Origin of the sequence: Rhodococcus maanshanensis NBRC 100610, from assembly GCF_001894865.1 — a bacterium.
In the GTDB taxonomy this organism is placed as follows: Bacteria; Actinomycetota; Actinomycetes; order Mycobacteriales; family Mycobacteriaceae; genus Rhodococcus_G; species Rhodococcus_G maanshanensis.
This window is the reverse complement of sequence record NZ_BCXA01000002.1, coordinates 142,990-168,341: the sequence shown is the minus strand read 5'-3', so window position 1 is coordinate 168,341 and position 25,352 is coordinate 142,990. Positions and strand designations below refer to the sequence as shown.

Annotated in this window: 30 protein-coding genes and 1 pseudogene; 12 read left to right on the top strand and 19 right to left on the bottom strand. The window is 69.5% G+C overall.

Translation table 11 applies throughout. From position 1 onward, the window contains the following. Positions 1 to 30 precede the first annotated feature (30 nt). The gene (locus tag RM1_RS01050; RefSeq protein ID WP_072749591.1) at positions 31 to 1,272 is read right to left on the bottom strand and encodes an MFS transporter; all 1,242 of its coding nucleotides are present in this window, start codon (positions 1,270 to 1,272) and stop codon (positions 31 to 33) included. Between the two features lie 71 nt (positions 1,273 to 1,343). Here RM1_RS01050 and RM1_RS01045 point away from each other — a divergent pair, with 71 nt between their 5' ends. Beyond that, positions 1,344 to 1,829 carry a hypothetical protein gene (locus RM1_RS01045; RefSeq protein WP_143069429.1) on the top strand — a complete coding sequence of 162 codons (486 nt, stop codon included), beginning with the start codon at positions 1,344 to 1,346 and terminating at the stop codon, positions 1,827 to 1,829. A 43-nt stretch (positions 1,830 to 1,872) separates the two neighbouring features. On the opposite strand, the gene RM1_RS01040 is transcribed toward RM1_RS01045, so the two are convergent. After that, positions 1,873 to 2,598 carry a DUF1906 domain-containing protein gene (locus tag RM1_RS01040; protein ID WP_072749589.1) on the bottom strand — a complete coding sequence of 242 codons (726 nt, stop codon included), beginning with the start codon at positions 2,596 to 2,598 and terminating at the stop codon, positions 1,873 to 1,875. 244 nt (positions 2,599 to 2,842) lie between these two features. Here RM1_RS01040 and RM1_RS01035 point away from each other — a divergent pair, with 244 nt between their 5' ends. The 3 genes from RM1_RS01035 to RM1_RS01025 all read left to right on the top strand — a co-directional run bounded on the left by RM1_RS01035 (position 2,843) and on the right by RM1_RS01025 (position 4,795). Further along, a complete protein-coding gene (locus tag RM1_RS01035; RefSeq protein WP_231496668.1) occupies positions 2,843 to 3,085 on the top strand; it encodes a maltose regulon activator MalT in 243 nt (80 codons plus the stop codon). Between the two features lie 148 nt (positions 3,086 to 3,233). After that, on the top strand, positions 3,234 to 3,608 hold the full coding sequence (locus RM1_RS01030) for a PLD nuclease N-terminal domain-containing protein (protein WP_072749588.1): 375 nt from the start codon (positions 3,234 to 3,236) through the stop codon (positions 3,606 to 3,608). A gap of 50 nt (positions 3,609 to 3,658) precedes the next feature. Beyond that, entirely contained in the window at positions 3,659 to 4,795 is a 1,137-nt protein-coding gene (locus RM1_RS01025) for an NADH:flavin oxidoreductase (RefSeq protein WP_072749587.1), read from the top strand. An 86-nt stretch (positions 4,796 to 4,881) separates the two neighbouring features. On the opposite strand, the gene RM1_RS01020 is transcribed toward RM1_RS01025, so the two are convergent. The 4 genes and pseudogenes from RM1_RS01020 to RM1_RS01000 form a co-directional block, all read right to left on the bottom strand. After that, positions 4,882 to 5,829 (bottom strand): antibiotic biosynthesis monooxygenase, encoded by a 948-nt coding sequence (locus tag RM1_RS01020; protein ID WP_072749586.1) that lies wholly within the window; start codon positions 5,827 to 5,829, stop codon positions 4,882 to 4,884. After that, on the bottom strand, positions 5,826 to 6,443 hold the full coding sequence (locus RM1_RS26660) for a CBS domain-containing protein (protein WP_245815924.1): 618 nt from the start codon (positions 6,441 to 6,443) through the stop codon (positions 5,826 to 5,828). Before RM1_RS26660 ends, RM1_RS01020 begins: the two co-directional genes overlap by 4 nt. Positions 6,444 to 6,494: 51 nt before the next feature. Next, positions 6,495 to 7,898 (bottom strand): annotated as a pseudogene (locus RM1_RS01005) (chloride channel protein); the annotation flags it as partial. Positions 7,899 to 7,965: 67 nt separating this feature from the next. After that, a complete protein-coding gene (locus tag RM1_RS01000) occupies positions 7,966 to 8,682 on the bottom strand; it encodes a CPBP family intramembrane glutamic endopeptidase (protein ID WP_072749585.1) in 717 nt (238 codons plus the stop codon). A gap of 120 nt (positions 8,683 to 8,802) precedes the next feature. Between RM1_RS01000 and RM1_RS00995 the strand changes: the two genes are divergently transcribed. Continuing rightward, positions 8,803 to 10,500: a fumarate hydratase gene (locus RM1_RS00995; RefSeq protein WP_072749681.1), complete on the top strand. Its 1,698-nt coding sequence runs from the start codon at positions 8,803 to 8,805 to the stop codon at positions 10,498 to 10,500. A gap of 166 nt (positions 10,501 to 10,666) precedes the next feature. Further along, positions 10,667 to 11,287, top strand: a complete 621-nt coding sequence (locus tag RM1_RS00990) for a hypothetical protein (RefSeq protein WP_177188114.1) — start codon at positions 10,667 to 10,669, stop codon at positions 11,285 to 11,287. A 16-nt stretch (positions 11,288 to 11,303) separates the two neighbouring features. Here the strand turns inward: RM1_RS00990 and RM1_RS00985 are convergent, their stop codons facing one another. From RM1_RS00985 to RM1_RS26650, 7 genes are all read right to left on the bottom strand, one after another. Beyond that, positions 11,304 to 12,659: an MFS transporter gene (locus RM1_RS00985; RefSeq protein ID WP_072749584.1), complete on the bottom strand. Its 1,356-nt coding sequence runs from the start codon at positions 12,657 to 12,659 to the stop codon at positions 11,304 to 11,306. 34 nt (positions 12,660 to 12,693) lie between these two features. Continuing rightward, entirely contained in the window at positions 12,694 to 13,044 is a 351-nt protein-coding gene (locus RM1_RS00980) for a hypothetical protein (RefSeq protein WP_072749679.1), read from the bottom strand. Positions 13,045 to 13,155: 111 nt separating this feature from the next. Further along, the gene (gene htpG / locus RM1_RS00975) at positions 13,156 to 15,084 is read right to left on the bottom strand and encodes a molecular chaperone HtpG (protein WP_072749583.1); all 1,929 of its coding nucleotides are present in this window, start codon (positions 15,082 to 15,084) and stop codon (positions 13,156 to 13,158) included. 305 nt (positions 15,085 to 15,389) lie between these two features. Further along, on the bottom strand, positions 15,390 to 16,790 hold the full coding sequence (locus tag RM1_RS00970; RefSeq protein ID WP_072749582.1) for a WS/DGAT domain-containing protein: 1,401 nt from the start codon (positions 16,788 to 16,790) through the stop codon (positions 15,390 to 15,392). A 69-nt stretch (positions 16,791 to 16,859) separates the two neighbouring features. Continuing rightward, positions 16,860 to 17,336: an SRPBCC family protein gene (locus tag RM1_RS00965; protein WP_072749581.1), complete on the bottom strand. Its 477-nt coding sequence runs from the start codon at positions 17,334 to 17,336 to the stop codon at positions 16,860 to 16,862. A gap of 93 nt (positions 17,337 to 17,429) precedes the next feature. Further along, positions 17,430 to 17,633 carry a helix-turn-helix transcriptional regulator gene (locus RM1_RS26655; protein WP_072749580.1) on the bottom strand — a complete coding sequence of 68 codons (204 nt, stop codon included), beginning with the start codon at positions 17,631 to 17,633 and terminating at the stop codon, positions 17,430 to 17,432. Further along, complete coding sequence (locus tag RM1_RS26650) at positions 17,633 to 18,073, bottom strand: hypothetical protein (RefSeq protein WP_072749579.1); 441 nt, start codon at positions 18,071 to 18,073, stop codon at positions 17,633 to 17,635. Before RM1_RS26650 ends, RM1_RS26655 begins: the two co-directional genes overlap by 1 nt. Positions 18,074 to 18,217: 144 nt before the next feature. Between RM1_RS26650 and RM1_RS00950 the strand changes: the two genes are divergently transcribed. Then, entirely contained in the window at positions 18,218 to 18,592 is a 375-nt protein-coding gene (locus RM1_RS00950; protein ID WP_083576438.1) for a helix-turn-helix domain-containing protein, read from the top strand. Between the two features lie 16 nt (positions 18,593 to 18,608). Here the strand turns inward: RM1_RS00950 and RM1_RS00945 are convergent, their stop codons facing one another. Genes RM1_RS00945 through RM1_RS00930 form a run of 4 tightly spaced genes read right to left on the bottom strand, consistent with a single transcriptional unit; the run spans position 18,609 to position 20,721 of the window. Further along, the gene (locus tag RM1_RS00945; protein WP_072749578.1) at positions 18,609 to 19,205 is read right to left on the bottom strand and encodes an ATP-dependent Clp protease proteolytic subunit; all 597 of its coding nucleotides are present in this window, start codon (positions 19,203 to 19,205) and stop codon (positions 18,609 to 18,611) included. A 2-nt stretch (positions 19,206 to 19,207) separates the two neighbouring features. Next, positions 19,208 to 19,849: a ClpP family protease gene (locus RM1_RS00940; protein WP_072749577.1), complete on the bottom strand. Its 642-nt coding sequence runs from the start codon at positions 19,847 to 19,849 to the stop codon at positions 19,208 to 19,210. Positions 19,850 to 19,883: 34 nt separating this feature from the next. Beyond that, positions 19,884 to 20,471: a methyltransferase family protein gene (locus tag RM1_RS00935; protein ID WP_072749576.1), complete on the bottom strand. Its 588-nt coding sequence runs from the start codon at positions 20,469 to 20,471 to the stop codon at positions 19,884 to 19,886. A gap of 37 nt (positions 20,472 to 20,508) precedes the next feature. After that, entirely contained in the window at positions 20,509 to 20,721 is a 213-nt protein-coding gene (locus tag RM1_RS00930; RefSeq protein ID WP_072749575.1) for a DUF4287 domain-containing protein, read from the bottom strand. Between the two features lie 77 nt (positions 20,722 to 20,798). Here RM1_RS00930 and RM1_RS00925 point away from each other — a divergent pair, with 77 nt between their 5' ends. Further along, the gene (locus RM1_RS00925; RefSeq protein ID WP_072749574.1) at positions 20,799 to 21,125 is read left to right on the top strand and encodes an ArsR/SmtB family transcription factor; all 327 of its coding nucleotides are present in this window, start codon (positions 20,799 to 20,801) and stop codon (positions 21,123 to 21,125) included. Between the two features lie 2 nt (positions 21,126 to 21,127). Beyond that, entirely contained in the window at positions 21,128 to 21,610 is a 483-nt protein-coding gene (locus tag RM1_RS00920; protein WP_072749573.1) for an SRPBCC domain-containing protein, read from the top strand. Positions 21,611 to 21,619: 9 nt separating this feature from the next. Here RM1_RS00920 and RM1_RS00915 read toward each other — a convergent pair whose 3' ends face one another. Continuing rightward, positions 21,620 to 21,985 (bottom strand): VOC family protein, encoded by a 366-nt coding sequence (locus tag RM1_RS00915; RefSeq protein ID WP_072749572.1) that lies wholly within the window; start codon positions 21,983 to 21,985, stop codon positions 21,620 to 21,622. Between the two features lie 93 nt (positions 21,986 to 22,078). Between RM1_RS00915 and RM1_RS00910 the strand changes: the two genes are divergently transcribed. Beyond that, the gene (locus RM1_RS00910) at positions 22,079 to 22,951 is read left to right on the top strand and encodes a cutinase family protein (RefSeq protein ID WP_072749571.1); all 873 of its coding nucleotides are present in this window, start codon (positions 22,079 to 22,081) and stop codon (positions 22,949 to 22,951) included. 32 nt (positions 22,952 to 22,983) lie between these two features. Here RM1_RS00910 and RM1_RS00905 read toward each other — a convergent pair whose 3' ends face one another. Next, positions 22,984 to 23,238 (bottom strand): hypothetical protein, encoded by a 255-nt coding sequence (locus RM1_RS00905; RefSeq protein WP_143069428.1) that lies wholly within the window; start codon positions 23,236 to 23,238, stop codon positions 22,984 to 22,986. Positions 23,239 to 23,483: 245 nt separating this feature from the next. Here RM1_RS00905 and RM1_RS00900 point away from each other — a divergent pair, with 245 nt between their 5' ends. Further along, complete coding sequence (locus tag RM1_RS00900; protein WP_425528683.1) at positions 23,484 to 23,819, top strand: hypothetical protein; 336 nt, start codon at positions 23,484 to 23,486, stop codon at positions 23,817 to 23,819. 138 nt (positions 23,820 to 23,957) lie between these two features. Next, positions 23,958 to 25,223, top strand: coding sequence for a DUF222 domain-containing protein (locus RM1_RS00895; protein ID WP_072749568.1), 1,266 nt, complete (start codon positions 23,958 to 23,960; stop codon positions 25,221 to 25,223). The last annotated feature ends 129 nt before the right edge of the window (positions 25,224 to 25,352 follow it).

Sequence of the window (25,352 nt, the reverse complement as noted above, 5' to 3'; positions counted from 1 at the left end):
ACGCTACCGGCCCTGGCCCGACCGCGGTGCTCACCCGCGGTCGTGTCGGCCGGCGCGCACGGCCCTGACCCAGAGCCTGGCCACGTACCCTGCCAAGCCGATCACCATGCCGAGTACCGCGACCGCGGTGAACCCGGCCGCCGGTCCGGCACGGTCGACCATCGCGCCCGCGAGTGGCGAACCGATCGCACCGCCGAGGGTGAACGAGGTGCCCTGCCAGCCCATCGCCTCGCCCCGCCGGTCCTCCGGAACCAGGTCCGCGATCGCCTCCCCCGTCGCCGCCATCACCGGCGCGCAGAACAGCCCGGCCGGGATGGCGAGGGCCGCCAGCGTGAAGGTCGAGCCGGCAAAGGCCATCGGGAGCGTGAAGAGGCCGAGCAGGAACAGCAGCAGCGCCGGGCTCACCGGACGGTGCATCGCGCCGTAGATCAGGCCGCCGACGATCGAGGACGCGCACCAGAAGAAGAACACGATGCCGAGGGACTGCACCTCCCCGCTCGCCCGTAGGGCGGCGAGAATGCCGACGTCCGTGCCCGCCAGGATCAGCGTGGCGCCCGCCGAGGCCGCGAACACCCCGACAGTTGCCGCGGTGAGCCAGCCGGGGCGCACAGCGGCGCTGAGGGTGGCGGCCGTAGCGTCGTCGACCGCGGGTGCGACCGCCGCCTCGGCACCCGCCGCGACGGCGGCGGTCTCGCTGCGGGTCGGCGGGTTGAACCACATCAGGAACAGCCCGGCCATCACGACGGACGCACCGATCGCGATGAGGGTGAACCGGGTGCTGAAGTGGGTGCCGAGAAAGACCCCGGTCGCCGGGCCGACGATGAACACCAGCTCGGTACCGATCGAGTCGAGCGCGTATGCGGTCCGCCGATCGGCCTCGCCGACGAGCACACTGATGCTCTGGCGGACGACCGTGAAGATCGGCAGCGCGAAGGCCCCGCAGACGAAGGCGACCGGGATCAGCGCCTCATAGGGCACGAACGCGGCGATCGGCCACAGCACGCCCTCGGCGATCACCGAGGGAAGCAACGTCCTTCGCAGCCCGATCCGGTCGATCAGCCTGCCACGCCATGGCGAGCCGACCGCGATGCCGATGGTCAGGGCCGCCGCCGCGAGTCCCGCTGCCGCGTATCCCCTGTCGAGGGTCTGCACGACGTGCAGGGTGAGGATGAGCCCGGCCGCGGAATGCGGCAGCCGCGCGATCATCCCGACCAGGATCAGTCTGCGGACCGGCTGGCGTGCCAGCAAGGCGGCGTAGCGACCGATACCCATGCGAGAAGTCTGTCATCGAGTCGTGATCGGACTGCGCCGAATCCCTTGCCGTCGCGGCTAGGCTCGATCGCATGAGAAAAGCAGCAGCAGTGCTCGCCGCCTCCGCCACCGTCCTCGCGCTCGCCCTCGCCGGCTGTAGCTCCGACGAATCCAGCGACAACGCCCAGACCGCCAAGGACAAGGCATCGGCCGCGATGTCGTCCGCCGCAGGCGCCGCGGGCAGCGCCATGACATCCGCCGCCAATGCCGCGGAGGGAGCCATGTCCTCGGCGAACGCCGCGGCCAGTACCGCCGTCTCGAAGGCGAAGGGCGCCCTCGACAGCGCGAAGGTCGCGACCTTCACCGCGGCGTTCAAGCTCGCGAATCCGGACCTGGCCTCGGGCCTCGACGACGACGCCATCGCCGACATCCTCGCGGAGACCTGCGCCGCCATCGACTCCGGCAAGTCCGAGCAGGAGATCGTCTCCGGCCTCGAGTCCAGCGCCGAGAACAATGGCGTCAAGGCCACCCCGGACCAGGCACAGCAGATCTACAACATCGCCAAGCCGGCCTGCTGACCGCCCGGCCCCGCCGAGCCCGCCAGGGCTCGGCGGCGTTCGGTCAGGCCAGTGACCACTGGCCGTAGTCGGCCTTGAGGATCGCGTTGAGGTCGATGCCGACACCGTCGACGGCGCGCTTGTCGATCTCGAACTGGTGCAGATGCGCCTCGGGGTGCACGAAACCCGAAGGCGTGCCCCAGTTGTGCTGCCAGTAGAACGCCCCCAGGCCCTCGGCCACCAGCAGGTCGAGGGTCGGGGAGTTCGCGTAGACGCCCGTGTTCTCGTGCCCGACAACCGATTCCCAGCCCTGGATGTACGGGGCGATCAGCTCGGTGAAGTCGTCCTCGCTCGGGTTGTCGTCGATGGAGGCGTAGATCGGCCGGTTCTCCGGACCGCCCGCGGCCAGGTGCAACTCGAGCCCGCGCTCGGCGTGCTCGACACCCGCCTCGAATCCGCCGCGCCAGTCCGCGGTGTCCGCCTTGCCGAACTGGTAGCAGGAGACGACCTCCAGCCCGGCCTCCGCGAGCGCAGTCGCCTCGGCCTCCAGCATCGGCTTGCCCTCCATCCACTGCGCCCCGGGCCGACGGTCCGAGACGTAACGGATGGCCCCCACGTGTCCGGCGGCGAGGATGGCCTCCGCGGAGGGAACCCCGCCCGCGTAGTCGATCAGCGTGCCGAGGTTCGGGGAGGCCTGCGCGAGCAGGGAGTTGGATCCGAGCGCCGTGACACCGAGAGCGGCGGATCCGGCGGCCACGTACTTGAAGAGTTCTCGACGGGAAACCTGCACGACGCCCTCACATCACTGATTGCTGTCGTCACCGGCACGCCCGCCTGCCGACGAGGGGCCACGGTGACCTGGATGGTTTCGGCCATTCCATCACAATCACTCTGGTGTCGCCAGTCACATTCGTATCTCTAGCAACACCTGTTGCGGCGTCGCCGCAGCGTAAGGGCCCTTCGACGCCGAATCGGGACGCCCGCCCGGCGCCGATCGGCGGTAACGTCTGACCTGTCCGCACAACTTCTCCCGGATGGGACTCGAGGTCATGGGCAATCAGACGTGGTGGGTCATCGCGCCCGAGAGTGGATTCGCGTTCGAGCAGCGCCCCAACGGCGACATGGTGGTGGTGGACGAATCCGCGGCCGAGGAACACGTCCTGCACGGCTATGAGTGGATGCACGTCAAACACCCCGATGCCACCGAGCAGCGAATCAAGGTCCACGGCGAGGGACCACCGCCCTTCGGCAAGTGGATCGCCCTCGACGAGGGCTGATCTGACCACAATCTGAGCAAAGCTCACGAATCGGCGCCCTCGGCACGTATCCTCCCCGCGGGGGTCATCTCGGCACCGCAGCCATCCGCGCGCGGCCGGGTGACGCAGCGCAACAGGGCGCTGCGCTGAACTGGGGAGGACGTTTTTCATGCCGTACGCGGCTTTCGGTCTCGTGATGCTGGCGCTGTGGGTCTTCTGCATCGTCGACGTGCTCACCTGCGAGGACCACCAGGTACGCCACCTCCCCCGGATCGGCTGGATCCTGATCGTGCTGTTGATCCCGACGGTCGGATCACTGCTGTGGCTGATCCTCGGCCGCCCGCAGAGCACGGTGCGCCAACAGAGCGGGCGACCGCACGCCTCCGCCTACGCCGAGTACGACCGCCCCGGCAGGCAGCTCCCACAGAATCCCGATGACGACGAGGCCTTCCTGCGGCAGTGCCGCGAGCGGGCCGAGGAACAGCGCCGGATCGCCAAGCAGCAGCAGATCGAACGCGAGCGCCGGCAGCGCGACCCCGACTAGCCGAGGCCACCCCTGGAATAAGTTGCGTCTGCACGTAGTTGCCCAGGGTCATGACCGAATCACACGTCCCCCTTCCCGTCGACGGACTCTTCGAACCGTTCGCGGTCAAGTCCCTGAACCTGAAGAACCGCTTTGCGATGGCGCCGATGACTCGGGCCTTCTCGCCGGACGGGGTCCCGGGCGCGGACGTGGCGGAGTACTACCGTCGCCGCGCCGCGGGTGGGGTCGGCCTCATCATCACCGAGGGGACCTACATCCCGGACCCGGCCGCTGGCCCGCACACCCGGGTGCCGCACCTCTACGGCACCGAGAGCCTGGCGGGCTGGCGCGGCGTCGTCGACGCGGTGCACGCGGAGGGCGGCGCGATCATCCCGCAGCTCTGGCACCTCGGGGCCGAGCGCGGTCAGACCCCACACCTCAACCCGGAGGCGGCCACCGTCAGCCCGTCCGGCCTCGGGCTGGACGGCTCGCCGGTCGGGCGTGCGCTGACGGCGGGCGACCTCGACGACCTGCGTGAGGCCTGGGTCGCTGCCGCGGTCAACGCCAAGGACGTCGGATTCGACGGCATCGAACTGCACGGTGCGCACGGCTACCTGCTCGACGAATTCCTCTGGGCAGGCACCAACCAGCGCTCGGACGGATACGGCGGCTCCCTGCAGTCGCGGACCCGGTTCCCCGCCGAGGTCGTTGCGGCCATCCGCGCCGCCGTCGGCGACGACTTCGCGATCGTCTACCGCTTCTCCCAGTGGAAGTCGAACCACTACGACGCACAGATCGCGCAGTCACCCGCCGAGCTCGAGCAGGTTCTCGACCCGCTCGTCGCCGCAGGCGTCGACGTGCTGCACGCGTCCACCCGCAGGCACTGGGAACCCGCGTTCGCCGAGCAGGGCGGCGCCGACGGAAAGCTCGGGCTGGCCGGATGGACGAAGAAGCTGTCCGGGCTGCCGACGATCACGGTCGGCTCGGTCGGGCTCGACAAGGTGTTCACCACGGCGTTCTCCGCCGACGCCGCCTCGAACACTGTCGGCATCGACCGCGTGCTCGAGCAGTACGAGAACGAGGAGTTCGACCTCGTCGCCGTCGGACGGGCGCTGCTCGCCGACCCTGAGTGGGTGAACAAGCTGCGGGACGGACGCGTCGACGAGCACGTGCCATACGCCAACGAACACCGCGAGGCGCTCCGCTGAGCTGAGCAACCGTGAACGGGCGGTTTCCCGCTCCGTCACTCGACGGATGCCACGGAGATCGCCCGTTCGTCGCGACGGCCGGACGCTCAGTCCATGTAGTCCCAGAACTGCAGCCAGTGCACCGACGCGAACGTGGTCAGCGTCGCCGCGTACACCACCGCGACCGCGGCCGCCCCGATCAGGCCCACGCGCGACCCCGCGCCGTCCACGGGATCGAGCCAGCGGCGGAACCACCGGGTGACCGCGGGCATCAGCAGCCAGGTCATCAGCCCGACGCTGACGATCTGACTGAGCCACATCGCCAGCCAGGGCGGCACACCCCGCTCGTTCAGCAGCGGGCCGAGGAATCGCGAGAGCGTCATCACGGTCGGGTAGAGCACCAGCAGGACCAGCATGGCCGTCCGCCACCGAGGCGTGATCCGCGTTGTGCCGTCCTGCACCCGCAGGATCGACCCGAACGGGGTGCTTCGCGCGACCACCGAGAAGTCCTCCAACAGGTGGGAGCGGAGCTCCGGTAGCGCCTCGGTGCGCTGCTTCGAGTGCATCCAGTCCGCCAGCTGCCGGTCGGTGCGGAACCGGAGCACCGACATCCAGGCGCCCGAACCCGTCGGGCGAAGCACCGTGGTGCCAAGGAACCCGGGGAAGGTGGCGACCAAGGCCGACAGCTGGACCTGCGCCGCCTCGAAGGCGGCTTCCCGCCCCTGCACGACCGGGTGCTCGAAGACCGCGGTTCCTGGCGGCAGACAACCCTCGAGCAGGATCAGGTCCGCAATCGCGCTCCGGAATCCCAGGCCCGCCCCGGCCGAGATCAGCCCCGCCCGTCCGGCCGAATCCAGCCAGTGGTGCAGGTGCTCCTCGGAATCGAATGTCACGGACACCGCCCAGTCCAGTTCGGTTGCCCGGTAGGCGGCGACCCTGGCGTCGACGAAGCCGTCGTCGCCCCGCGCGGCGGCACCCATGCGGTCGGCCCACAGGGCGAAGCCGGCGGCGTCGGACGTCCGGTGGAACACCGTGACGGCCGTCGCGGCGCTCATCGGTCGCCGTCCGAGGATCCGCCCTCGACCAGCAGTCGGACCGACTCGCTCCGCTCGGGCGGAACCAGAACGGTGACCAGGTCACCGGCGCGTAGCCGGGTCGCCGCGGTGCCGGGCAGCACCGCGTCTCCGCGCCGCACCGAGACCACGAGCGAACCCGCGGGAAGGGCCCTGTCCGCCAGCCGTTTCCCGAGCACTGGCGAGTCCGCGGCCGCGCGCACCTCCAGCACCTCGACATGGGTCCCGACCCTCTCCACCCGTCGCTGCTCGGCCAGGACCTCGGTCCGATAGCCGTGGACGACGTCCGGCACCGACACGATGCCGCACACCCGCCTGTCCCCGCCGAGCACGGTCAGCCACCGGGACTCATCCGGCATCGCCTCCAGCGCCTCGTCGAGATTCGCGGTGACGTCGACCGTCGGGGCCCCCGCGTCGGCGCGCCGTGCGATGGCCGCGCCCGGTGCCGCGTTCGCGAGGTCCGACGGCGAGACCGCGCCGAGGAAGCGCCCCTCGCCGTCGACGACCGGCGCCCCTGGCACTCCTGCCTCCCGCAGCCGCACCAGTGCGTCGGCGACGTCGGTGCCGCCGTCGAGGACCAGCCGAGGGGGCGACATCGCCTCACCGACGCCGACCCGGCCCAGCAGCGGCATCCCCGCCATCAGCCGCGCCGCGCGGGCGTCCTCGCGGGTACCCAACTGGGCCCGGTAGATCGTCTCGCCGGAGCGGCGCACGATCAGGTAGGCCAGCCCGACCGCGACCATCGCAGGCGTGAGGATGGTGAGGCTGCCGGTCATCTCGGCGACCATCAGCATCACCGCGATCGGTGCGCGGGCGATGCTGCCGAAGCAGGCCATCATCCCGACGATGACGAACGGCGCGGGCGAGTCAGGGACCGCGGGCGCGATCGGCTCGAGCAGCCGCCACACCGCCGCACCGGTGAAGGCGCCGATCACCATGCCGGGCCCGAAGATGCCACCCGATCCCCCCGTCCCGATCGAGAGCGAGGTGGCGAGGATCTTCGCGAGCGGCAACACCAGTACCACCCAGAGCGGGATCGCCAGCAGGCCCGCGCGGTCCAGCGACTGCTGCACCCAGCCGTATCCGCTGCCGAGCACCTCGGGCAGCACCAGCGCCATCAGCCCGACCAGGAGTCCGCCGATCGCCGGCTTGAGGATCCGGCTGCACGGCACCCGGTCGGACACCGCGACGGTGCCGTAGAAGGTCTTGCTGTAGAGCAGCCCGACCAGGCCCCCGAGCACGCCGATGACCGCGAACCACACCAGCTGAAGGGGGTCGTCGAACCGGTAGTCTGCCGCGGCGTAGCCGAACAGCGGCCCGAAACCGAGCAGGGACCCGTACACGGTGTAGCCGACGATCGAGGTGATCAGCCCAGGGACCACCGCGTCGAACTCGAAGTCGTCCTTGTAGGCGATCGACCCGGCGAGCAGGGCGCCGCCGAGCGGCGCCCCGAAGATCGCGCCGATGCCGGATCCGATGCCGACCGCGACGGCGACCCTGCCGTCCTTCGGCGACAGGTCGAGGGTGCGCGCGAGCAGGGAGCCGAACCCGGCGGAGATCTGGGCGGTCGGGCCCTCGCGGCCACCGGAGCCGCCCGAGCCGATCATGATCGCCGAGGCGACGAGCTTCACCAGCACCGCGCGCATGCGGATCATCCGCGGGTTCCTGTGGATGGCCTCGATGGCCGCGTCGGTGCCGTGCCCTTGTGCCTCAGGGGCGAAGGTGAACACGATGACACCCGAGGCCATCCCACCGAGGCACACCACGATCGGGATCGCCCACGGGCGGGTCGAGTCGCCGCTGCCCGCGCCGCCGCCGTCCCCCGCGGCCTCCGGCGGCGTGTAGCCGCCGAGCACGCCGAGCAACAGGTGGGTGGCCTCGGAGAGCGCGAGGTAGAAGACGACGGCGCCCAGCCCGGCGATGATGCCGATGGCGGTGCCGAGCACCAGCCATTTCTTGAGGTAGCTCGCATGCTTCACCCAGCGACCCGCGGCGGTCCCGGCCGAGCGCAGCCCCGTCGCCGCGAGAAGCCGGCGATCGCCGGCCGTCATACTGGGCCAGCCTAGTCAGCGTCGATGCACGCCGACGGCGGTTTGCCTGCCTGGCGTCGGCCCGGGGTCAGGCCACGGACATCTGCCACACCACGGCGGCGGCGAGTGCGCCTGCCCCGTTGAGCGACCAGTGCAACGCGATCGGCGCGATGAGGCTGCCGCTGCGGCTGCGCAGCCACGTGAAGACGAATCCCGCCGCGGCGGTGGCGAGCACCGCGCCCGCGATCCCGAGTACCTGCCCCCACAGCCCGCCGCCGAGGATCCCGGTCAGCCCGCGGTTCCCGCTCGTCAGCCCCAGCGACGACGCGATGTGCCACAGTCCGAACAGCAGGGACCCCGCGGCGAACACCCCGCGCGCGCCCCAGGCGCGGTTCAGGGTGCCGTGCAGCACCCCCCGGAACGCGAGTTCCTCCGGGATCACGGTCTGCAGCGGGATGACGATCATCGACGCGATCAGGGCACCCGAGATGGTGGCGTAGCGATCGGCCATGAAGAACGGCCGGGTGATCGGGAGCAGCGCCCCGATGGCGACGACCGCGACCACCAGCCCGACCGCGGCGAGCGCGTAGAGCGATCCAGTGCGCCAGTGCCGCCGCGAAAGGCCCAGTTCCGACCAGCCAAGACCCCGACGGCGGATCATCGCGACCAGCACGATCGCGGCGATCGGCACGGTGGCGATGCTCGCCCAGGCGTTGGTGAAGTGCGCGATCAGGTTGGTTCCCACCAGGACCAGCACCACGACGGCAACGTCGAGGTAGGCGTGCAGCCGGGGGTGGGTGTGCATTTCATCAAGTGTACGGACCGCCCCGACCGGCGACGGGCTCGTTCCCGCCCCCGGATCGGGGCTCGGGAGCCACGCCGCTAGCCTGAACGTGCATCGCACGCCCCGTGTACAGGAGAGATGATGGCCGACTTCCTCTATGAGGACCTGCTGCCGATCGGTGACGCCACCACCGAGTACCGGCTGCTGACCACCGAGGGGGTGTCCACCGTCGAGGGACCGGACGGTCGCACCTTCCTGACCGTCGAGCCCGAGGCGCTGCGGCTGCTCACCGAGACCGCACTGCACGACATCTCGCACTACCTGCGCACCGACCACCTGACGCAGCTCGCGAGCATCCTCGACGACCCGGAGGCGTCGAACAACGACAAGTTCGTTGCGCTCGACCTGCTCAAGAACGCGAACATCGCCGCAGCGGGCGTGCTCCCGATGTGCCAGGACACCGGCACCGCCATCGTCATGGGCAAGCGCGGCCAGCAGGTCCTCACCCCCGGTGACGACGAGCAGGCCATCTCGCGCGGCGTCTACGACGCCTTCACCAAGCTGAACCTGCGGTACTCGCAGATGGCCCCCGTGACCATGTGGGACGAGAAGAACACCGGCAGCAACCTGCCCGCGCAGGTCGAGCTGTACGCGGACACGGCCAAGGGCCACGAGAACTCGTACAAGTTCCTGTTCATGGCCAAGGGCGGCGGCAGCGCCAACAAGTCCTACCTGTTCCAGGAGACGAAGGCGATCCTGAACCCGGACTCGATGATGCAGTTCCTCGAGGCCAAGATCCGCTCGCTCGGTACCGCGGCCTGCCCGCCGTACCACCTCGCGATCGTCGTCGGCGGCACGTCCGCCGAGTTCGCGCTCAAGACGGCCAAGTACGCGTCCGCGCACTACCTCGACGAGCTGCCGACCGAGGGCGCGATCACGGGTCGCGGTTTCCGTGACCACGAGCTCGAGAAGAAGGTCTTCGAGCTCACCCAGAAGATCGGCATCGGCGCGCAGTTCGGCGGCAAGTACTTCTGCCACGACGTCCGCGTCGTCCGGCTCCCCCGCCACGGTGCGTCGCTGCCCGTCGCGATCGCCGTCTCCTGCTCGGCCGACCGCCAGGCGAAGGCGAAGATCACCCCCGAGGGCATCTTCCTCGAGCAGCTCGAGTTCAACCCGGGCCGGTTCCTGCCGGAGGTCACCGACACCCAGCTCGACGCCGAGACCGACGGCATCTCGGGCACCGGCAAGGGCGCCGCGGTCAAGATCGACCTCACCAAGCCGATGCCCGAGATCCTCGCCGAGCTGTCCAAGCACCCGGTCAAGACCCGGCTGTCGCTGACCGGCCCGCTGGTCGTCGCGCGCGACATCGCGCACGCGAAGATCAAGGAACGTCTCGACGCAGGCGAGGAGATGCCGCAGTACCTCAAGGACCACCCGGTGTACTACGCCGGTCCGGCCAAGACCCCCGAGGGCCTGGCGTCCGGTTCCTTCGGCCCCACCACGGCAGGCCGCATGGACTCGTACGTCGAGCAGTTCCAGGCGGCGGGTGGCTCGATGGTGATGCTGGCCAAGGGCAACCGGTCCAAGCAGGTCACCGACGCCTGCAACTCGCATGGCGGCTTCTACCTCGGTTCCATCGGCGGGCCGGCGGCGCGGCTGGCGCTCGACTGCATCAAGAAGGTCGAGGTCGTCGAGTACGAAGAGCTCGGCATGGAGGCGGTCTGGAAGATCGACGTCGAGGACTTCCCTGCCTTCATCGTGGTCGACGACAAGGGCAACGACTTCTTCGCGCACACCGGCGAGGTCACCCTGACGGTGGGCAAGCGTCCGGGCCTGTGAGCTGAGACGGCAGAACCCGAGGCCCGGCGGAGCGCACGCTCCGCCGGGCCTCTGTCGTTGACGATCCACCATTGCCATGCGCACCCGGTGGGAGGAAGGTGAGGCATGGAGGGGGGTTGACCGGTGGCGCCCGCCGGGTGCTGCCTCGAGAACAAGGAGGTGGATCGTGTTTGCACGCTCAACCACTATCCAGGCCCACCCGTCGTTCATCGACGCGGGAATCAAACACATTCGCGACACGGTGATGCCTGCACTCGCCGAACTCGAGGGCTGCGCGGGACTGTCCCTGCTGGTCGACCACGACAGCGGACGCTGCATCGCCACCAGCTCCTGGATGGACGAGGAATCGCTGCGCAGGAGCGAGGGGCCAGTCCTGCAGCTCCGCGACGAGGCCGCCAAGGTCTTCGGTGGCACCACCACGGTCGAGCGCTGGGACATCGCGGTCCTGCACCGCGACCACCATTCGGGCCACGGTGCCTGCGTGCGGGCCGTGTGGCTCAAGCTCGAGCCGGGCCGGATGGACCACGCCATCGACGTCTACAAGATGGTGTCCATGCCCGCGATGGAGGACCTCGAGGGGTTCTGCAGCGCCAGCCTGCTGGTCGACCACGCGGCTGGGCGCGGGGTGTCCTCGGTGACCTTCGACAGCCACGAGGCGATGGACAACAACCGCGAGCTGGCCCAGGAGATCCGGGCAGCAGCGGTCCGCGAGATGGGCGGCGAGATCCTCGAGGTGTGCGAGTTCGAACTGGCCATCGCCCACCTACACGTACCGGAGATGGCCTGAGAGGAGGCCGGGTTCGTCAGCGCTCGGCCAGCGCCTGACCCTTGAGCTCGGGCAGCGCGAGGGTCGCGGTCGCGGCGAACCCGAAGGACACCGCGAACACCCCGAACACCAGTCCGTTGCCGCCGCCGGTCAGCAGCCACGGCACGATCAGCGGCGCGATGATCGACGCGATCCGTCCGAAGGCCGCCGCCGCGCCGGTGCCCGCTCCCCGCACCGTCGTGGGATAGAGCTCCGGACCGATCGCGTACAGGGCGCCCCACGCGCCGAGATTGAAGAACGACAACGCCATACCCGCCGCGACGATCTGCGTCGGTGAGTCCGCCAACCCGAACAGGCCGGCGGCGAGCGCGGACCCGAGGAGGAAGGTCGCCAGGGTGCCGCGGCGGCCCCACACCTCGATCAGCCAGGCCGCGACCGCGTACCCGGGCAGCTGGGCGAGGGTGATGACCAGCGTGTACTGGAAGGACTTCACCAGGTCGAAGCCCTGCGCGAGCAGCAGGCTCGGCAGCCAGATGAAGGCGCCGTAGTAGGACAGGTTGATGCAGAACCAGACCACCCACAGCGCGCCCGTCCGCCTGCGCAGCCGTGGCGACCAGATCGACTCGACGGCGGTGCCGCCGGACTGCGGATCCGGTTCCCCGGCCTCCGGCTCGGCAGCGACATCGGTCCCGGTCTCCCGCGCCCTGCCGATCGGCGCCGACTCCTCGAAGGACCGCACGGCCGCCTCCGCCTCGGCATACCTGCCGCGGCTCTCGAGGAAGCGCACAGATTCGGGCAGGCCCACCCGGACCACCACCGCATAGGCGGTGGGCACGAGGCCGACCGCGAGCGCCCAGCGCCAGCCGTCGTCGGACAGCGGCACCACGAAGTAGCCGATCAGGGCGGCCAGGATCCAGCCCACCGCCCAGAACGCCTCGAGCGCAACCACCATGCGGCCCCGCTGCTTTCGCGGCGCGTACTCACTGACCAGCGTCGACGCGACCGGCAGCTCGGCGCCCAGCCCGAGCCCCACCACGAAGCGGAGCGCGATGAGCACCGCCAACGACCCCGCAAGCGCGGTTGCTCCCGTGGCGAGCCCATAGACGAGCAGGGTCGCCGCGAACACCTGCCTGCGGCCGATGCGGTCCGCGAGCAGCCCACCGACGCTGGCCCCGATGGCCATCCCGACGAAGCCGATCGAACCGACCCAGGACAGCTGCGTCTTGCTCAGGTCCCAGTGCACGGCCAACGCCGCCATCACGAACGAGATGAGGCCGACGTCCATCGCGTCGAGCGCCCAACCGATCCCGGAGCCGACCAGCAACCTGCCGTGCCGGCGGGTGAACGGGAGTTCGTCGAGTCGCTCTGTGCGGGTTCTGGTTTCGGGTCTCACCGAGATGACCTGCCTGGGGCCGTACCGCCCGTGGCTACGTCCAGAGCGCGGCGATCAGAGCGGTGATGATCGCGAGCACACCGGCCGCGTGCGCCAGGTTCGGGTTCCCCTCGCCACGCTTCTGCTTGGCGCGACCGATCTCGGCAAGCGCGACCACCACGAGCGAGAGCACCAGCTTGGTCGCGATCTTGGCGGTGATGTACTCCTTGTCCAGCGCGGCCTCGCCGATCCCGACGATGATCAGGCCCGTCAGGAACTGGACCCGGGCGCCCCACACCATGACCTCGGACACCCGCGGCTCCGCCAGCACGGCGAAGTAGCCACCGACGATGGCGGCCATGCCGAGCAGGTGGATGGCGACGAAGACGTTGTATACGACAGACATACCCGCACTGTAGCCGCCACAGCGCGAGGGCGCCGCGCCGATTCGCGATCCCGCGAGTTCGGCGCGGCGCACCGCGACCGGGGGTCGGTCGACCGGAATCGACCGACCCGACTAGACCGTTCGGGCCAGTCGGTCGGCGAGCATGCCGGTGAACCGCGCGGGGTCGTCGAGCTCGCCGCCCTCGGCGAGCAGCGCCATCCCGTAGAGCAGTTCGGCGGTCTCCGCCAGTGCCGGATCGTCGTCGCGTTCGCCCTGGGCCGTCCGCAGCGCCGCAACGAGGGGGTGCTCCGGGTTGAGCTCGAGGATCCGCTTGGTGGGCGGGAGTACCTGCCCCGAGGCGCGGTACATCTTCTCCAGGGTCGGCGACATGCTGAACGCATCGCCGACGATGCACGCCGGGGAGGTGGTCAACCGGGTGGACAGCCGCACCTGCTTGACCTGCTCGCTCAGCGTCTCGGTCATCCAGGTGAGCAGACCCGCGAAGTCCTTCTCCTTCTCCTCACGCTCGGACTCGCCGGCCTTCTTGTCTTCCTCGGTGTCGAGGTCGACCTCACCCTTGGCGATGGACTGGAAGACCTTGCCCTCGTATTCGGGCACCGCGCCGACCCACATCTCGTCGACGGGATCGGTCAGCAACAGCACCTCGAGGCCGCGAGCGCGGAAGGCCTCCATGTGCGGCGAGCTCTCGAGCAGCTGCCGCGTCTCACCCGTCGCGTAGTAGATCTGCTCCTGGCCTTCCTTCATGCGCGCCAGGTAGGCGTCCAGGGTGGTCGGCTCGTCCTCGCTGTTGGTGGACGCGAACGACGAGATGCCGAGCAGCGCATCGCGATTGTCCGTGTCGGACAGCAGTCCTTCCTTGAGCACGCGGCCGAACTGGGTCCACAGGGTCTGGTAGTCCTCGGGGCGTTCGGTCTGGATGTCCTTGATCGTGGACAGCACCTTCTTGGTGAGCCTGCGCCGGATCGCCCGGATCTGGCGGTCCTGCTGCAGGATCTCGCGCGAGACGTTGAGCGAGAGGTCCTGTGCGTCCACCACGCCCTTCACGAAGCGCAGGTACTCGGGGATCAGCTGGTCGCAGTCGTCCATGATGAACACGCGCTTGACGTAGAGCTGCACGCCGGTCTTGGCGTCGCGCTGGAAGAGGTCGAACGGCGCATGCGTCGGGATGAACAGCAGCGCCTGGTACTCGAAGGTGCCCTCCGCCTTCATCGCGATGGTCTCGAGCGGCTCGTCCCACGCGTGCGCGATGTGCCGGTAGAACTCCTGGTACTCCTCGTCGGAGACCTCGTCCTTGGAGCGCGCCCACAGCGCCTTCATCGAGTTGATCGTCTCGGACTCGACGGTCACCGTCGCCTCGGCGCCGTCCTCCCCCGGCACGCTGCGCGCGACGTCCATCCGGATCGGCCACGCGATGAAGTCGGAGTAGCGCTTGACCAGTTCCTTGATCTTGTACTCGGAGGTGTAGTCGTGCAGGTGGTCCTCGGAGTCCTCGGGCTTGAGGTGCAGCGTCACGGAGCTGCCCTGCGGCGCGTCGTCGACGGACTCGATCGTGTAGGTGGCTTCGCCGCTCGACTCCCACCGCGTCGCCTGACTCTCGCCCGCGCGGCGGGTCAGCAGGGTGACTTTGTCCGCGACCATGAAGGTCGAGTAGAAGCCGATGCCGAACTGCCCGATCAGCTCCTCGCTCGCCGCTGCGTCTTTGGCCTCGCGGAGCTTGCGACGCAGATCCGCCGTACCCGAGCGGGCCAGCGTGCCGATCAGATCCACGACCTCCTCGCGGGACATGCCGATGCCGTTGTCGCGAACGGTCAGCGTGCGAGCCTGCTTGTCCACCTCGATCTCGATGTGCAGATCCGAGGTGTCCACGTCGAGGTCCTTGTCGCGGAACGCCTCGAGGCGCAGCTTGTCCAGCGCATCCGAGGCGTTGGAGACCAGCTCACGGAGGAAGGAGTCCTTGTTCGAGTAGACCGAGTGGACCATCAGATCCAGCAGCTGACGGGTTTCCGCCTGGAATTCGAGCTGCTCGATGTGCGCGTTCAATCCGATTCCCTTCGACAGCCGAGGCCCTCGACGTCGGACCTCGACACCAGATTCGTCGTCGGAATATTACGCCGGTCCCGCGACGGCCCGTCCGGGCATCACCAACGTGCGACCCGGAGCCGGATATGCGTGAGGCCCGGCGGAGCAAACGCTCCACCGGGCCTCACGTGAGGGTGTGTGGTCCTTACGGTCCGACGGCCAGCAAGGTGGCCAGGTTCGCGGCCTCGGCCGGTCCGACATAGGGAACCAGTGCATCGTAAATGTAGGTCGACATCTGGGTACTCCTTCGATGACTCGTCGAGTCGTCACTGCTCTGCCGGAGCTTCCGACACCGAATGCAGGGTATCGGGGGACGGCGCGCCTCGCCACCCGATCGCTCCAATTGCGGCGCCGACCTCGTCTATCGCCTCGTGCAGCATCGCCTCGTAGGCGTCGAGGTCGGCCAGCACCGACGCACTGGTGGTGACGCCGATCGTCACGGTGTCACCGATGCCGTGCACGCCGTGGGTCAGCCCCATGAACTGGGACAACGCCGGGAACCCGGCCGTGAAACGCACCGGCCCGCCGCCGAGGGACAGATCGGCTGGACCGCGGTCGACGCTGGAGACCACGGTGTTGCCCGTGACGGTGTCGGGAATCGCGCCGAAATCGAACTGCTCGACGCCCCACCGCACCAGCGGACCGGGAACCGAGCGCAGCGCGCGGTCCGCGGCGGCCGCGGCCGGGTGCTCGCCGCGGACCCGGCGCGATGCCATCGAGGCGGCGATCGCCTCGGCTCGCTCCCGCAGGTCGGCGAGGTCCGGATGCAGGTCGACCGCGACGTTGCGGAAGTGGTTCCGCGCGTGCGCCTGCCCAGACTTGGCGACCGTCACCTCCGCGGCGAGGTCCGCGGGCGGCTCGCTCCCCTGTGCCCTCAGGTACCGGGTGAGCGCCAGCGAGATCGCGGTCATCGCCCCCACCGTGACGGTGACGCCGGGCCCGCGCAAGTCCGCGGCGTCGCGGACCACCATCCGCACCGACCGGCGCTCGTCCGGCCGGGCGTTGGTCGGCCCCTTGGGCAGGCTCGTCGGTTGCGGCGGCAGCACCCCCGCGGCGGTGTCGCGCTCGAGTTCTCGGTGGGTCCGGTGGGCCGGCACCGCGGCGACCAGCAGGGAGGCCAGCTGCGCGGGCAGTCGAGCGGCCGCCAACGCGAGCGCCGGGGCCGGTCGCCACGGCGCGGGGCCCGGCGAACGCCGCGCGGCAACGGCCTGCCCGCCGAACAGGGCCCTGGCCAGCGCCGAGGCGCCCCGGCCGTCGGCCAGGGCGTGCGCGACCTGCAGCACCGCGACCACCGCGGGTGCGTCACCGCACCGCGGCGAACCGCGGCTGACCGCGAAAAGGTGCAGTCGCCACGGCGATTCGCGTGACTCCAGGCGCTCGGTCAGCAGCTCCCCCACCGCCAGCAGGCAGTCCGGCCAGCTCCCGAGCGGCTCGTGGGCCACCACGTGGTCGGCGCCGACGTCCATCGGGACCCAGTACGGGTAGTCGGCGTGGAACGGGACGTCGCGGACCTTGAGCCGCAGGTCCGGGACGAGCGCGGCGCGCGCGATGAGCGACCGGCGCATCTCGGCCGTCGAGTCGGCCGGGTCCTCGAAACAGTAGAGCAGGAACTGGTCGCTGTGGATCTTGGTGGAGATCCAGTACGTCTGCGCATCAGGGGGACTCATCCGCGGCACCGACGGAAGGTATCACCGACCGCCCGTAGCCGACGCACCTGCCGTGGCGGGCTCGGGAGCCTATCCGGCCTCGGCGAGGGCCTTCAGCTTGGCCAGGCCCTTCTCGAAGTCCTTGCCCACCATCTTGTCCATGCTGAACACGAACCCGAAGACCTTGAAGAACCACGTTTTCTTGCCGGTCATCCGCCAGCGCACCGTGGTGCCGCCGCCGCTCGGTTCCAGCAGGAAGGTGGTGACGTTCTCGGCCTTGAACGGCTTCAGAAACGCCAAGTCCAGCACCACCTTCTGCCCTGGCACCGACTCGGTGATCACCATCGATCCCGAACCCGCCTTGCGGTTGCCCGACCAGGAGTAGGTGGCGCCGACTCCGCGGTCGGCCCCGCCGTAGGTGCGGGTCATGGTGGGGTCGAGCTCCTCCCACGGCGACCAGTCGGGCCAGCGACGGAAATCCTCGATCAGGCCGTGCAGCGTGGCCGGGCTCGCGGCGACGTCGAGGGAGCGTTCCACGAGGAAGCTGTCCTTGCTCTCGGGTGCCATGCAGGTCTCCGTTTCCATTGCGCCCGACGGCCGGGCTCTCGCCGAATTCTCCACCCCGCAACGGTCGGTCGCCACCGAACGCGCCAGGGCGGCTCATTCGGTCCGCGCGGCAGGCGTGAAGACGTCCTCGATCCTGCAGCCGAAGACCTCGGCGATGGAAAAGGCAAGAGGCAACGAGGGATCGAACCGTCCGCGCTCGATGGAGATGATTGTCTGGCGCGAAACCCCGAGCCGCGCTGCCAACTCGGCCTGGGACCAGCCTCGCTCGGCGCGGCGCGACGCCAGGTCGTTCCGCACTAGGACGCCTGCCGCTTGATGATGAGATAGCGCAGGCCGACATCCACCACCGAGAAGGCGGCGACGCCGATCAGCGCCGCGACGGCCTGGACCTCGAACCCGGTGATGAGCAGAGCCGCGGCGCCGAGTGTTGTCGCGACGAGCACGTCGAGGAATGCGCCCGCGCCGGCCCGCTCCATCCATCGCACCTCGATGCTCTGTTCCCCGTGCGCATCCACCGTCACGGTGTGACCGGTGACGAACATCTTCACGCCGAGCGCGAAAGCCGGGTAGGCCGCGCAGAGCGCGGTGATCGCGAACGTGGGCCGGAAACCGCCGGGGTTCGTCAGACCCGAGATCGTCGACAGGACGGCGGTGGCGATCACGCCGAAGACTGCCGCCAACACGTAGTGCGCCACCGGCGCTCGCCACACGCGCCCGGCCTGCTGAGTTCGCGCCATTCATGCCTCCGATGTAAAGCGTGCTTGTCGTACGGAGTCAAGCACGCTTTACATCGGCGGTCAATCGTCAGCGAATCTCGCCGCCGGGTCCGCCCTGAGTGAACAAGTGCGCCGAACATCAGACCCGGTGGCAGGCTTGCGGTCATGGCAGCTGCGGACCGTCCGGTCGTCGTCGACATCGCCACCAGGCGGCGCGACGGCCGACGCCAGGACCGCGGCGACGGGCCCGCTCCCCTGCTGCGGCAGGTCTACGGCGAGATCCTGCGCGACGAGCGCCGCGATCAGGACCGCACCCTCGACGACGTGGCGCGGGCGGTGGGCATGTCCAAGCAGTACCTCTCCGAGATGGAGCGCGGACGCAAGGAGCCGTCGTCGGAGATGCTGCGCTCGGTGTGCGACGCACTCGGCCTGCCGCTGGAGAACCTGCTGGCCCGGAGCGTGCGGCGACTGTCGGCCCCGCGGCGCACCGGTCAGCACACGGTGACCGGTCCGCCGCGGGTGGAGCTGATGGCCGCCTGATCGGCGGCGCCGTCCGTTACGCCGCGTCCCTGGAGACGATGATCTGGTCCGCGAGGCCGTAGTCGAGCGCCTCCTGGGCAGTGAAGATCCGGTCCCGGTCGGTGTCCCTGCGCAATCGCGTCACGTCCTGGCCGGTGTGCGCGCTGAGGATCTCCTCGGTCTGCGCCCGGACCCGCAGCACCTCCGCGGCCTGCAGGGCGAGATCGGAGATGGTGCCCTGACCCTGAGCGGACGGTTGATGCAACAGCACCCGCGAATGCGCGAGCACGTGCCTGCGCCCCGGCGCGCCCGCGGCGAGCAGCACCGCCGAGGCGGACGCGGCCTGACCCATGCAATAGGTGGCGACCGCGGGGCGCAGGAACTGCATGGTGTCGTAGATGGCCAGCATCGCGGTGGTCGAGCCACCAGGCGAGTTGATGTACAGGCCGATCTCCCGATCCGGCGCGTCCGCCTCGAGGTGCAGCAGTTGCGCCATCACCACGTTCGCGACGCCGTCGTCGATCTCGGTGCCCAGGAAGATGATCCGTTCGTTGAGCAGTCGGCTGAACACGTCGAAGGAGCGCTCGCCCGCGGGGGTCCGCTCGATGACGCTGGGAATCGAGTACTGCGCCATGACTACAGCCCCATCCGTCGTGCGGTCGCGAACGGCGCGATCTGTGCGAACGATCCGACCACGTGATCGACCATCCCGTACTCGCGTGCCTGCTCGGGGGTGAACCAGCGGTCCCGGTCGCTGTCGGCGGCGATCTCCTCGACCGTGCGGCCTGTCTCGGCCGCCAGGATCTCCTCCGACTGTCGCTTCATGTACTCCCAGTTGTCGGCCTGGATGGCGATGTCCATCGCCGTGCCGCCGATGCCTGCCGACGGCTGGTGCATCATGATCCGGCTGTGCGCCAGGCTTATTCGCTTCCCGTGGGTGCCGGAGGCGAGCAGCACCTGGCCCATGCTCGCGGCGAACCCCAGCGCGACGGTCACCACGTCGTTGGGGATCAGCTTCATGGTGTCGTAGATGGCGAGCCCGGCCAGCACGGAGCCGCCGGGAGAGTTGATGTAGACGACGACGTCGCGCTCGGCGTCGGCAGTGGCGAGCAGCACCAGCTCCGCGCAGGCCCGCTCGGCCATCTCGTCGTTCACCTCACCGGTCAGCATCACGGTGCGCTGCCGGAACAGTCGGTCGGTGAGTTGGTCTCGATAGGTCAGGGCTGGTGTCGCGGTCATGCATTCCGTTGTATCCGCTTGGCGCGGTGGCGAATCGATTTGTCTGCCGAGGGCAGACGGATCCGGTCGGGGCCTAGAAGACGAACGGGATCAGCCGCTTGGTCCGGCGCATGTACTGCCGGTACGGCTCGCCGAGACCCTCGGCCAGCGTCCGCTCCTCGTGCGGGATCCGCACCACGTAGCCGAGCACCAGCCCGAGCACCGCGAGGGGTGCGAGCCAGTTGGTGTACGCGATCGTGAACCCCAGTGCGCAGATCAGCGCACCGGTGTACGACGGATGCCGGATCCACCGGTACAGGCCGGTGTCCACCACCGTCTGACCGGGCGCGACCTGGACCTTGAACGTGAAGGCGGCCCCGAGTTCGTACACCGCACGCAGGCGCATGCCCTGACCTGTGGCCGCGATCGTCAGGCCCGCAACGAAATACCAGACCGCGCCCGTGGTGATCACCGTCGACGTGACGAGCAGGCTGATCGCCAGCCCGCCTCCGTAGGCGGCCAGCAGCCCCAGCCCGACCGCGAGCCCGCTGCGGGCATCCTGATCCCGCTCGGCGCTACCGGGCCGGGTACGCCCGATCCAGAACTCCGAGAACACAAATGCCGTGAACGCCGCCGCTAGGATCGCTCCGGCGGCGGGGTCGGACGCGAACAGCGGGAGCACGGCGCCGCCTCCTCAGTCCGTCGCGTCCGCGGCCGACCTAGCCGGCCGCGTCCTCGTCCAGGGTGTGCTTGACCAGGGCGTTGGCGTGCCCATGTCCCATCCCGTACTCGCCCTTGAGCCAGTCGACGAGTTCTTTGTGCTTGGTCAGGTCCGAGGACCGGATCACGGTCTGCCACTCCGCGATCGGTCGGCCGTATTTCTGCTCGATCGAGGGGAAGTAGGACGCCGGACCCTTCACTGGCTCAGTCATGCCCGTGACGCTACCGCTCCGGGTTCTGATCGACCCCTCCATTGACACCGCGACACCGGGAGCTGATACTGAACTAGATGGTTCAGTATTCACGGCTCGACGCCTCGTTCGCGGCGCTCTCGGATCCCACCCGACGCGGGATCCTCGAACACCTCGGCCGGACGGACGCCACGGTCAGCGAGCTGGCGGAGCGCTTCGAGATGACCCTCACCGGCATCACGAAGCACCTGCGCCTCCTCGAGGACGCGGGCATGGTCGTGACCGAGAAACGCGGCCGCGTGCGCCACTGCCGACTCGGCACGAACCCGCTCGACCGCGAGCTCGCCTGGATCCGGGGTCACCAGCTCGAGATCGAGGGCCGCCTGGACCGTCTCGGACAGTTCCTCAACCGCATGGAGGAGTAACGATGACCACGCAACACACCCCCGCCGCAACCGTATCCACCCCCGGCGACCGGGACATCCACGTCGAGCGCGTCTTCAACGCCACCCGCGACCGGGTCTGGGCCGCATACACCGAACCCGATCAACTGGCCCAGTGGTGGGGTCGCGGAAACCCGCTCGACGTCGAACGCTGGGAGTTCGAGCGCGGCGGCCACTGGCGGTTCGTCGAGCACCACGAGGGCGGAACCGACGGCTTCGAGGGACGGTTCCGCGAGATAACGCCGAAGGAGCGGATCGTCTACTCCTTCGAGTGGGACGGCATGCCCGCGCACGTGTGCATCGATTCCGTCGCATTCGTCGACCTGGGCGACGGCCGCACCAAGGTCGTCATCGACAGCCAGTACTTCACCGCCGCCGAACGCGACGGCATGCTGCAGTCCGGCATGGAGGACGGCATGAACGCCAGCTACGCGGCACTCGACGCGCTGCTCGCGAAGGCCGGCTGAACGCCGCCCTCAGTCGTTGAGGCAGAGGCAGAAGTAGTGCCCCGCCGGATCCCGGAACACCGTGAAATCCGGGTGGTCCGCCGGTCCCTCGACGAGCTCGGCACCGAGCCCGAGCACCCACCTCGTGGAGGCAGCCATGTCGTCGATCCGCAGATCCAGGTGCACCCGGACGCCCTGCGCCGGCCAGTCGACCGGGACGAAGTCGGGCGCGAGCTGGAACGCAATCCGGAGTGCGCCCGGCCCCTGCAGGACCACCCAGTGGTCGTCCGCCCGCGCGACCTCCCAGCCGAGCACCGCGCCATAGAAGGCGGCCAACGCGCCGGGATCGGGACAATCCAGGACCGGGTATTCGATACCGATGTCGGGACGGGTCATGGCCTCGACCCTAAGCCGGGCCGGACCTCGATTGCCAGGATCTTCTCAGGCGTCCCTGAACGGATCCTTACCCGGCGCGGGCATCGTGGACGCATGTCGCAGATAACCGTTCTCGCCGTCGGGGGTACCGGGGAATCGCATCCCGACGACCGCCGCACGGAGGTGTCCGGGCTGCTGCGCGAGGTCACCGACGCGCTCGACGGCCGCTTCGTCGCACGCTGGGTCGGCTACCCCGCCTCCTACGGCCCGGTCGCCGTCGGCGGGCTCAGCTACCGGCAGAGCACCGAGGTCGGCGTGCGCAGGGTGATCGAGGCGGTCGCGGAGACCGAGGGCCAGGTGATGCTCATCGGCTACTCGCAGGGCTGCACGGTCATCCGTGAGGTGCTGGGACACATCGCTTCCGGGCGCCTGGCTGCGGACGGCATCGCCGCCGTCGGGCTGATCTCCGACCCCGAGCAGCCGGACGGCGCCGTGCCGGGTTGCCGCGGGCACGGTGTCGCCGGGGCGGGACCGGCGACGCCGGACTCGATCCCCTCCCTGTGGGTCGGGCATCCCGATGACATGATCTGCAACGCCAGCGACGACAGCTATGTGCGCGACATCGCGGACCTCACCCGCTGGATGTCGCTCCGCGAACCCCGCACCTGGTTGGGCAAGCTCTGGGAACTGCTCCGCGACAACAGCTTCCAGAACGCGACGAAAACCCGACTGAGCGTCCGACAGTGGCGCACGGATCTGCGGCGCCTGCGCACCGCTGCACTCGAGGTACTCGGCTACCTGCCCGCACGCCTGACCTGGGGCGGCGTTCGGCTGAGCAACCCGCGGGGCGGGCGGCACGTCGCATACGCCACCGAACCACTGGACGCGGGCGGGCTGACCGGGTGCCAGGTGCTGGCGCAATGGATCCAGGTGCAGGCGACGTTCGGAGTCCAGCCCGCGAGGCGCCTGACGAGCAGGGCCGCCTGAGCGACGAGCACTCACGGCACCGTTGGTCTGGGTCAGGCGGGCTCGGGCGCGAGGTCGTCGGCGTCGGGGAACCGCGTCTGCAGCCTGGCGATCATTCGGTGCACCTCGTACATGCGTCGATCCAGCGCCCCCGCCCTGACGAGCAGTTCGGCCTGGCGGTCGAGGTTGCCTGCGCCCCGGGCGCGGACCGCGTCAGCCTCGGCCGATTCGATGCCGGCCGCCAGGTCCTCGACCTCCCGCCGGAGCATGGCCAGGAACATACGCGCCTGCGCTTGTTGCATCGGCATCGGATCGAGACCTCTCTCCTGCTGGCGGCGCGGCCCAGTCCGGCCTCAGGGCAGTGTCGACCGGACACACCGGCCCGTCAACATGCGGACCGTCCAGTACGCGCGCGATACGCTGGGCACTGTCCGGGTCGGGCCCGCCAGCATGCAGGAGATCTGTTGTGAAATTCGCTCGTAGGCTCGGATTGTGCGCCACGGCTGTCGCGGCGTTGGGGTTGTCGGCGGCGGGGGTTGCTGCGGCGGCTCCGGTGACCGTTCCGTTTCAGATCAATCCGGCCCCGTACGGGAATCCGAACGGGAGCTTCGACGCTCCCGCGACCCAATGCGCGGCGGTGATCGGTGACCGACCCGGTGTCGTGGTGATCACCGGCGGGAAGCCGGGCGGCTGGGGCTGCCCACTCTCCTCCCAGGTGCAGTGGCTGAACCTGTCGACGGGCGCGACCGGAACCACTCACCTGTCGGATGGCTTGAACGGGATCCCGGCACAGGCGACGGTGAACACCGGGATCGGGCAGGTCGCCGTCATCCTCAATCCCGTGGCCGGGATCATCACCCCCGGCCTTGCCACGTTCTACGTGCCGTGACGGCGCCTCGCCGAACCTGCTGTGACGCCCGCCGCGCGGCGGGCTGAAACCTCGCCTCCTATCACCACGACAGCCACATCGCCGGCCGCGTCGGCGAGTCCCCCGACTATCGACGAGATACTCACCGCGCCACAAGATGTGGCCGCATGGCAGCTCGCCGACGCCGATCTCCTACGGCTGATTCCCGAGTTGTCCCTGCGGATGCGGCAGCTCGAGGCGCTGCGGGTCCGCCTCATGCACCAGGTCGACCAACGCTGCGTGGCCGAGCAGGTCGGGGCGTCCTCGCCCGGCAACTGGCTCGCGGGCGCGACCACCATGACCCCCGGCCACGCGAACCGGATCGTCAAACTCGGGCGGGAGCTGGCCAAGCACCAGGAGGTGGCCGCCGAGTTCGACTCCGGGAAAACCGATTACGACCAGGTGCGCGTGATCGTCGAACTCCTCGCGAAGGTCCCCGACGGCGACTCCCCGGCCCGCCCCGACAACAATGCCACCGGCACCACCACGCCCGAGGCCGACGGTGACGCTGAGAAGGTGTTCGACATCGTCGGAGCAGACGCCACCCGAACCCAGGCCTGCGCCCGCTACCTCCTCTACGCCGCCCGCACCGAAGACTCCACCACCCTCGCCCGCCGAGCCAAGGCACTCGAACTGATCCTCAACGGAGACAAGAAGAACCCCGACTCCGAAAACGCCGAACTCAGCGAGTTCCACGCCTCACCCGGACTCGGCGGCCGCGTCCACCTCAAAGGACACCTCGACGCCGCCTCCGGCGAAGCCCTCCTCACCGCCCTCTCCGCCCTCTCCAAACCACACCCCGGCGCCGACAACCGCGACGGACAAACCGGCAAAGACCAACGCACCCCCGCCCAACGCCGCGCCGACGCCCTCACCCCCATCATCCGCACCCACCTCGACACCGCACACGCCCCCACCGAAGGCGGCGAAAAACCCCACATCAACGTCTTCGTCGACGCCGACGACCTCGCCGCCACCACCGACAACCACCACCAATGCGAACGCGGTCAGGGTCGACGGCGCGGACCCGCTTGGATGCCCTGGCTCGGACCGATCACCCTCGACCTCGCCGCCCGGATCTCCTACGACGCCGACATCACCCCCATCACCATGGACCCCGACGGCAACCCCATCGACGTCGGACGCACCACCCGGCTCATCCCACGCAAACTCCGCCGCGCCCTGAACGCCCGAGACTGCGGCTGCGCCTTCCCCGGCTGCGGCCGACCCGCCGCCTGGACCGAAGGCCACCCTCCCCCAAGCACTTCGTGCAGGGCGGTACCCCCATCCAGCACTGGTCCAACGGCGGCCCCACCAACCTGTCAAACCTGGTGCTGCTCTGCCGCTTCCACCACACCACCATCCACCGCGGCGACTGGACTGTGACCATCAGCAAAGACAAACACCCTCCCCCAAGGACTTCGTCCAGGGGGGACCCCCAGGTTCACCCCACCACCCTGGGTCGACCCCCACCGACAACCAGTGCCGGCCCACAACCGGCGCAACCAACTCCCC

What these genes read in the sequence shown, in the direction of transcription:
- RM1_RS01050 (WP_072749591.1), bottom strand. Translation starts at nt 1,272, where the DNA reads ATGGGTATCGGTCGCTACGCCGCCTTGCTGGCACGCCAGCCGGTCCGC.
- RM1_RS01045 (WP_143069429.1), top strand. Translation starts at nt 1,344, where the DNA reads ATGAGAAAAGCAGCAGCAGTGCTCGCCGCCTCCGCCACCGTCCTCGCG.
- RM1_RS01035 (WP_231496668.1), top strand. Translation starts at nt 2,843, where the DNA reads ATGGGACTCGAGGTCATGGGCAATCAGACGTGGTGGGTCATCGCGCCC.
- RM1_RS01030 (WP_072749588.1), top strand. Translation starts at nt 3,234, where the DNA reads ATGCCGTACGCGGCTTTCGGTCTCGTGATGCTGGCGCTGTGGGTCTTC.
- RM1_RS01025 (WP_072749587.1), top strand. Translation starts at nt 3,659, where the DNA reads ATGACCGAATCACACGTCCCCCTTCCCGTCGACGGACTCTTCGAACCG.
- RM1_RS01020 (WP_072749586.1), bottom strand. Translation starts at nt 5,829, where the DNA reads ATGAGCGCCGCGACGGCCGTCACGGTGTTCCACCGGACGTCCGACGCC.
- RM1_RS26660 (WP_245815924.1), bottom strand. Translation starts at nt 6,443, where the DNA reads ATGTCGCCCCCTCGGCTGGTCCTCGACGGCGGCACCGACGTCGCCGAC.
- RM1_RS01000 (WP_072749585.1), bottom strand. Translation starts at nt 8,682, where the DNA reads ATGCACACCCACCCCCGGCTGCACGCCTACCTCGACGTTGCCGTCGTG.
- RM1_RS00995 (WP_072749681.1), top strand. Translation starts at nt 8,803, where the DNA reads ATGGCCGACTTCCTCTATGAGGACCTGCTGCCGATCGGTGACGCCACC.
- RM1_RS00980 (WP_072749679.1), bottom strand. Translation starts at nt 13,044, where the DNA reads ATGTCTGTCGTATACAACGTCTTCGTCGCCATCCACCTGCTCGGCATG.
- RM1_RS00970 (WP_072749582.1), bottom strand. Translation starts at nt 16,790, where the DNA reads ATGAGTCCCCCTGATGCGCAGACGTACTGGATCTCCACCAAGATCCAC.
- RM1_RS00965 (WP_072749581.1), bottom strand. Translation starts at nt 17,336, where the DNA reads ATGGCACCCGAGAGCAAGGACAGCTTCCTCGTGGAACGCTCCCTCGAC.
- RM1_RS26650 (WP_072749579.1), bottom strand. Translation starts at nt 18,073, where the DNA reads ATGGCGCGAACTCAGCAGGCCGGGCGCGTGTGGCGAGCGCCGGTGGCG.
- RM1_RS00950 (WP_083576438.1), top strand. Translation starts at nt 18,218, where the DNA reads ATGGCAGCTGCGGACCGTCCGGTCGTCGTCGACATCGCCACCAGGCGG.
- RM1_RS00945 (WP_072749578.1), bottom strand. Translation starts at nt 19,205, where the DNA reads ATGGCGCAGTACTCGATTCCCAGCGTCATCGAGCGGACCCCCGCGGGC.
- RM1_RS00930 (WP_072749575.1), bottom strand. Translation starts at nt 20,721, where the DNA reads ATGACTGAGCCAGTGAAGGGTCCGGCGTCCTACTTCCCCTCGATCGAG.
- RM1_RS00925 (WP_072749574.1), top strand. Translation starts at nt 20,799, where the DNA reads ATGGTTCAGTATTCACGGCTCGACGCCTCGTTCGCGGCGCTCTCGGAT.
- RM1_RS00920 (WP_072749573.1), top strand. Translation starts at nt 21,128, where the DNA reads ATGACCACGCAACACACCCCCGCCGCAACCGTATCCACCCCCGGCGAC.
- RM1_RS00915 (WP_072749572.1), bottom strand. Translation starts at nt 21,985, where the DNA reads ATGACCCGTCCCGACATCGGTATCGAATACCCGGTCCTGGATTGTCCC.
- RM1_RS00910 (WP_072749571.1), top strand. Translation starts at nt 22,079, where the DNA reads ATGTCGCAGATAACCGTTCTCGCCGTCGGGGGTACCGGGGAATCGCAT.
- RM1_RS00905 (WP_143069428.1), bottom strand. Translation starts at nt 23,238, where the DNA reads ATGCCGATGCAACAAGCGCAGGCGCGTATGTTCCTGGCCATGCTCCGG.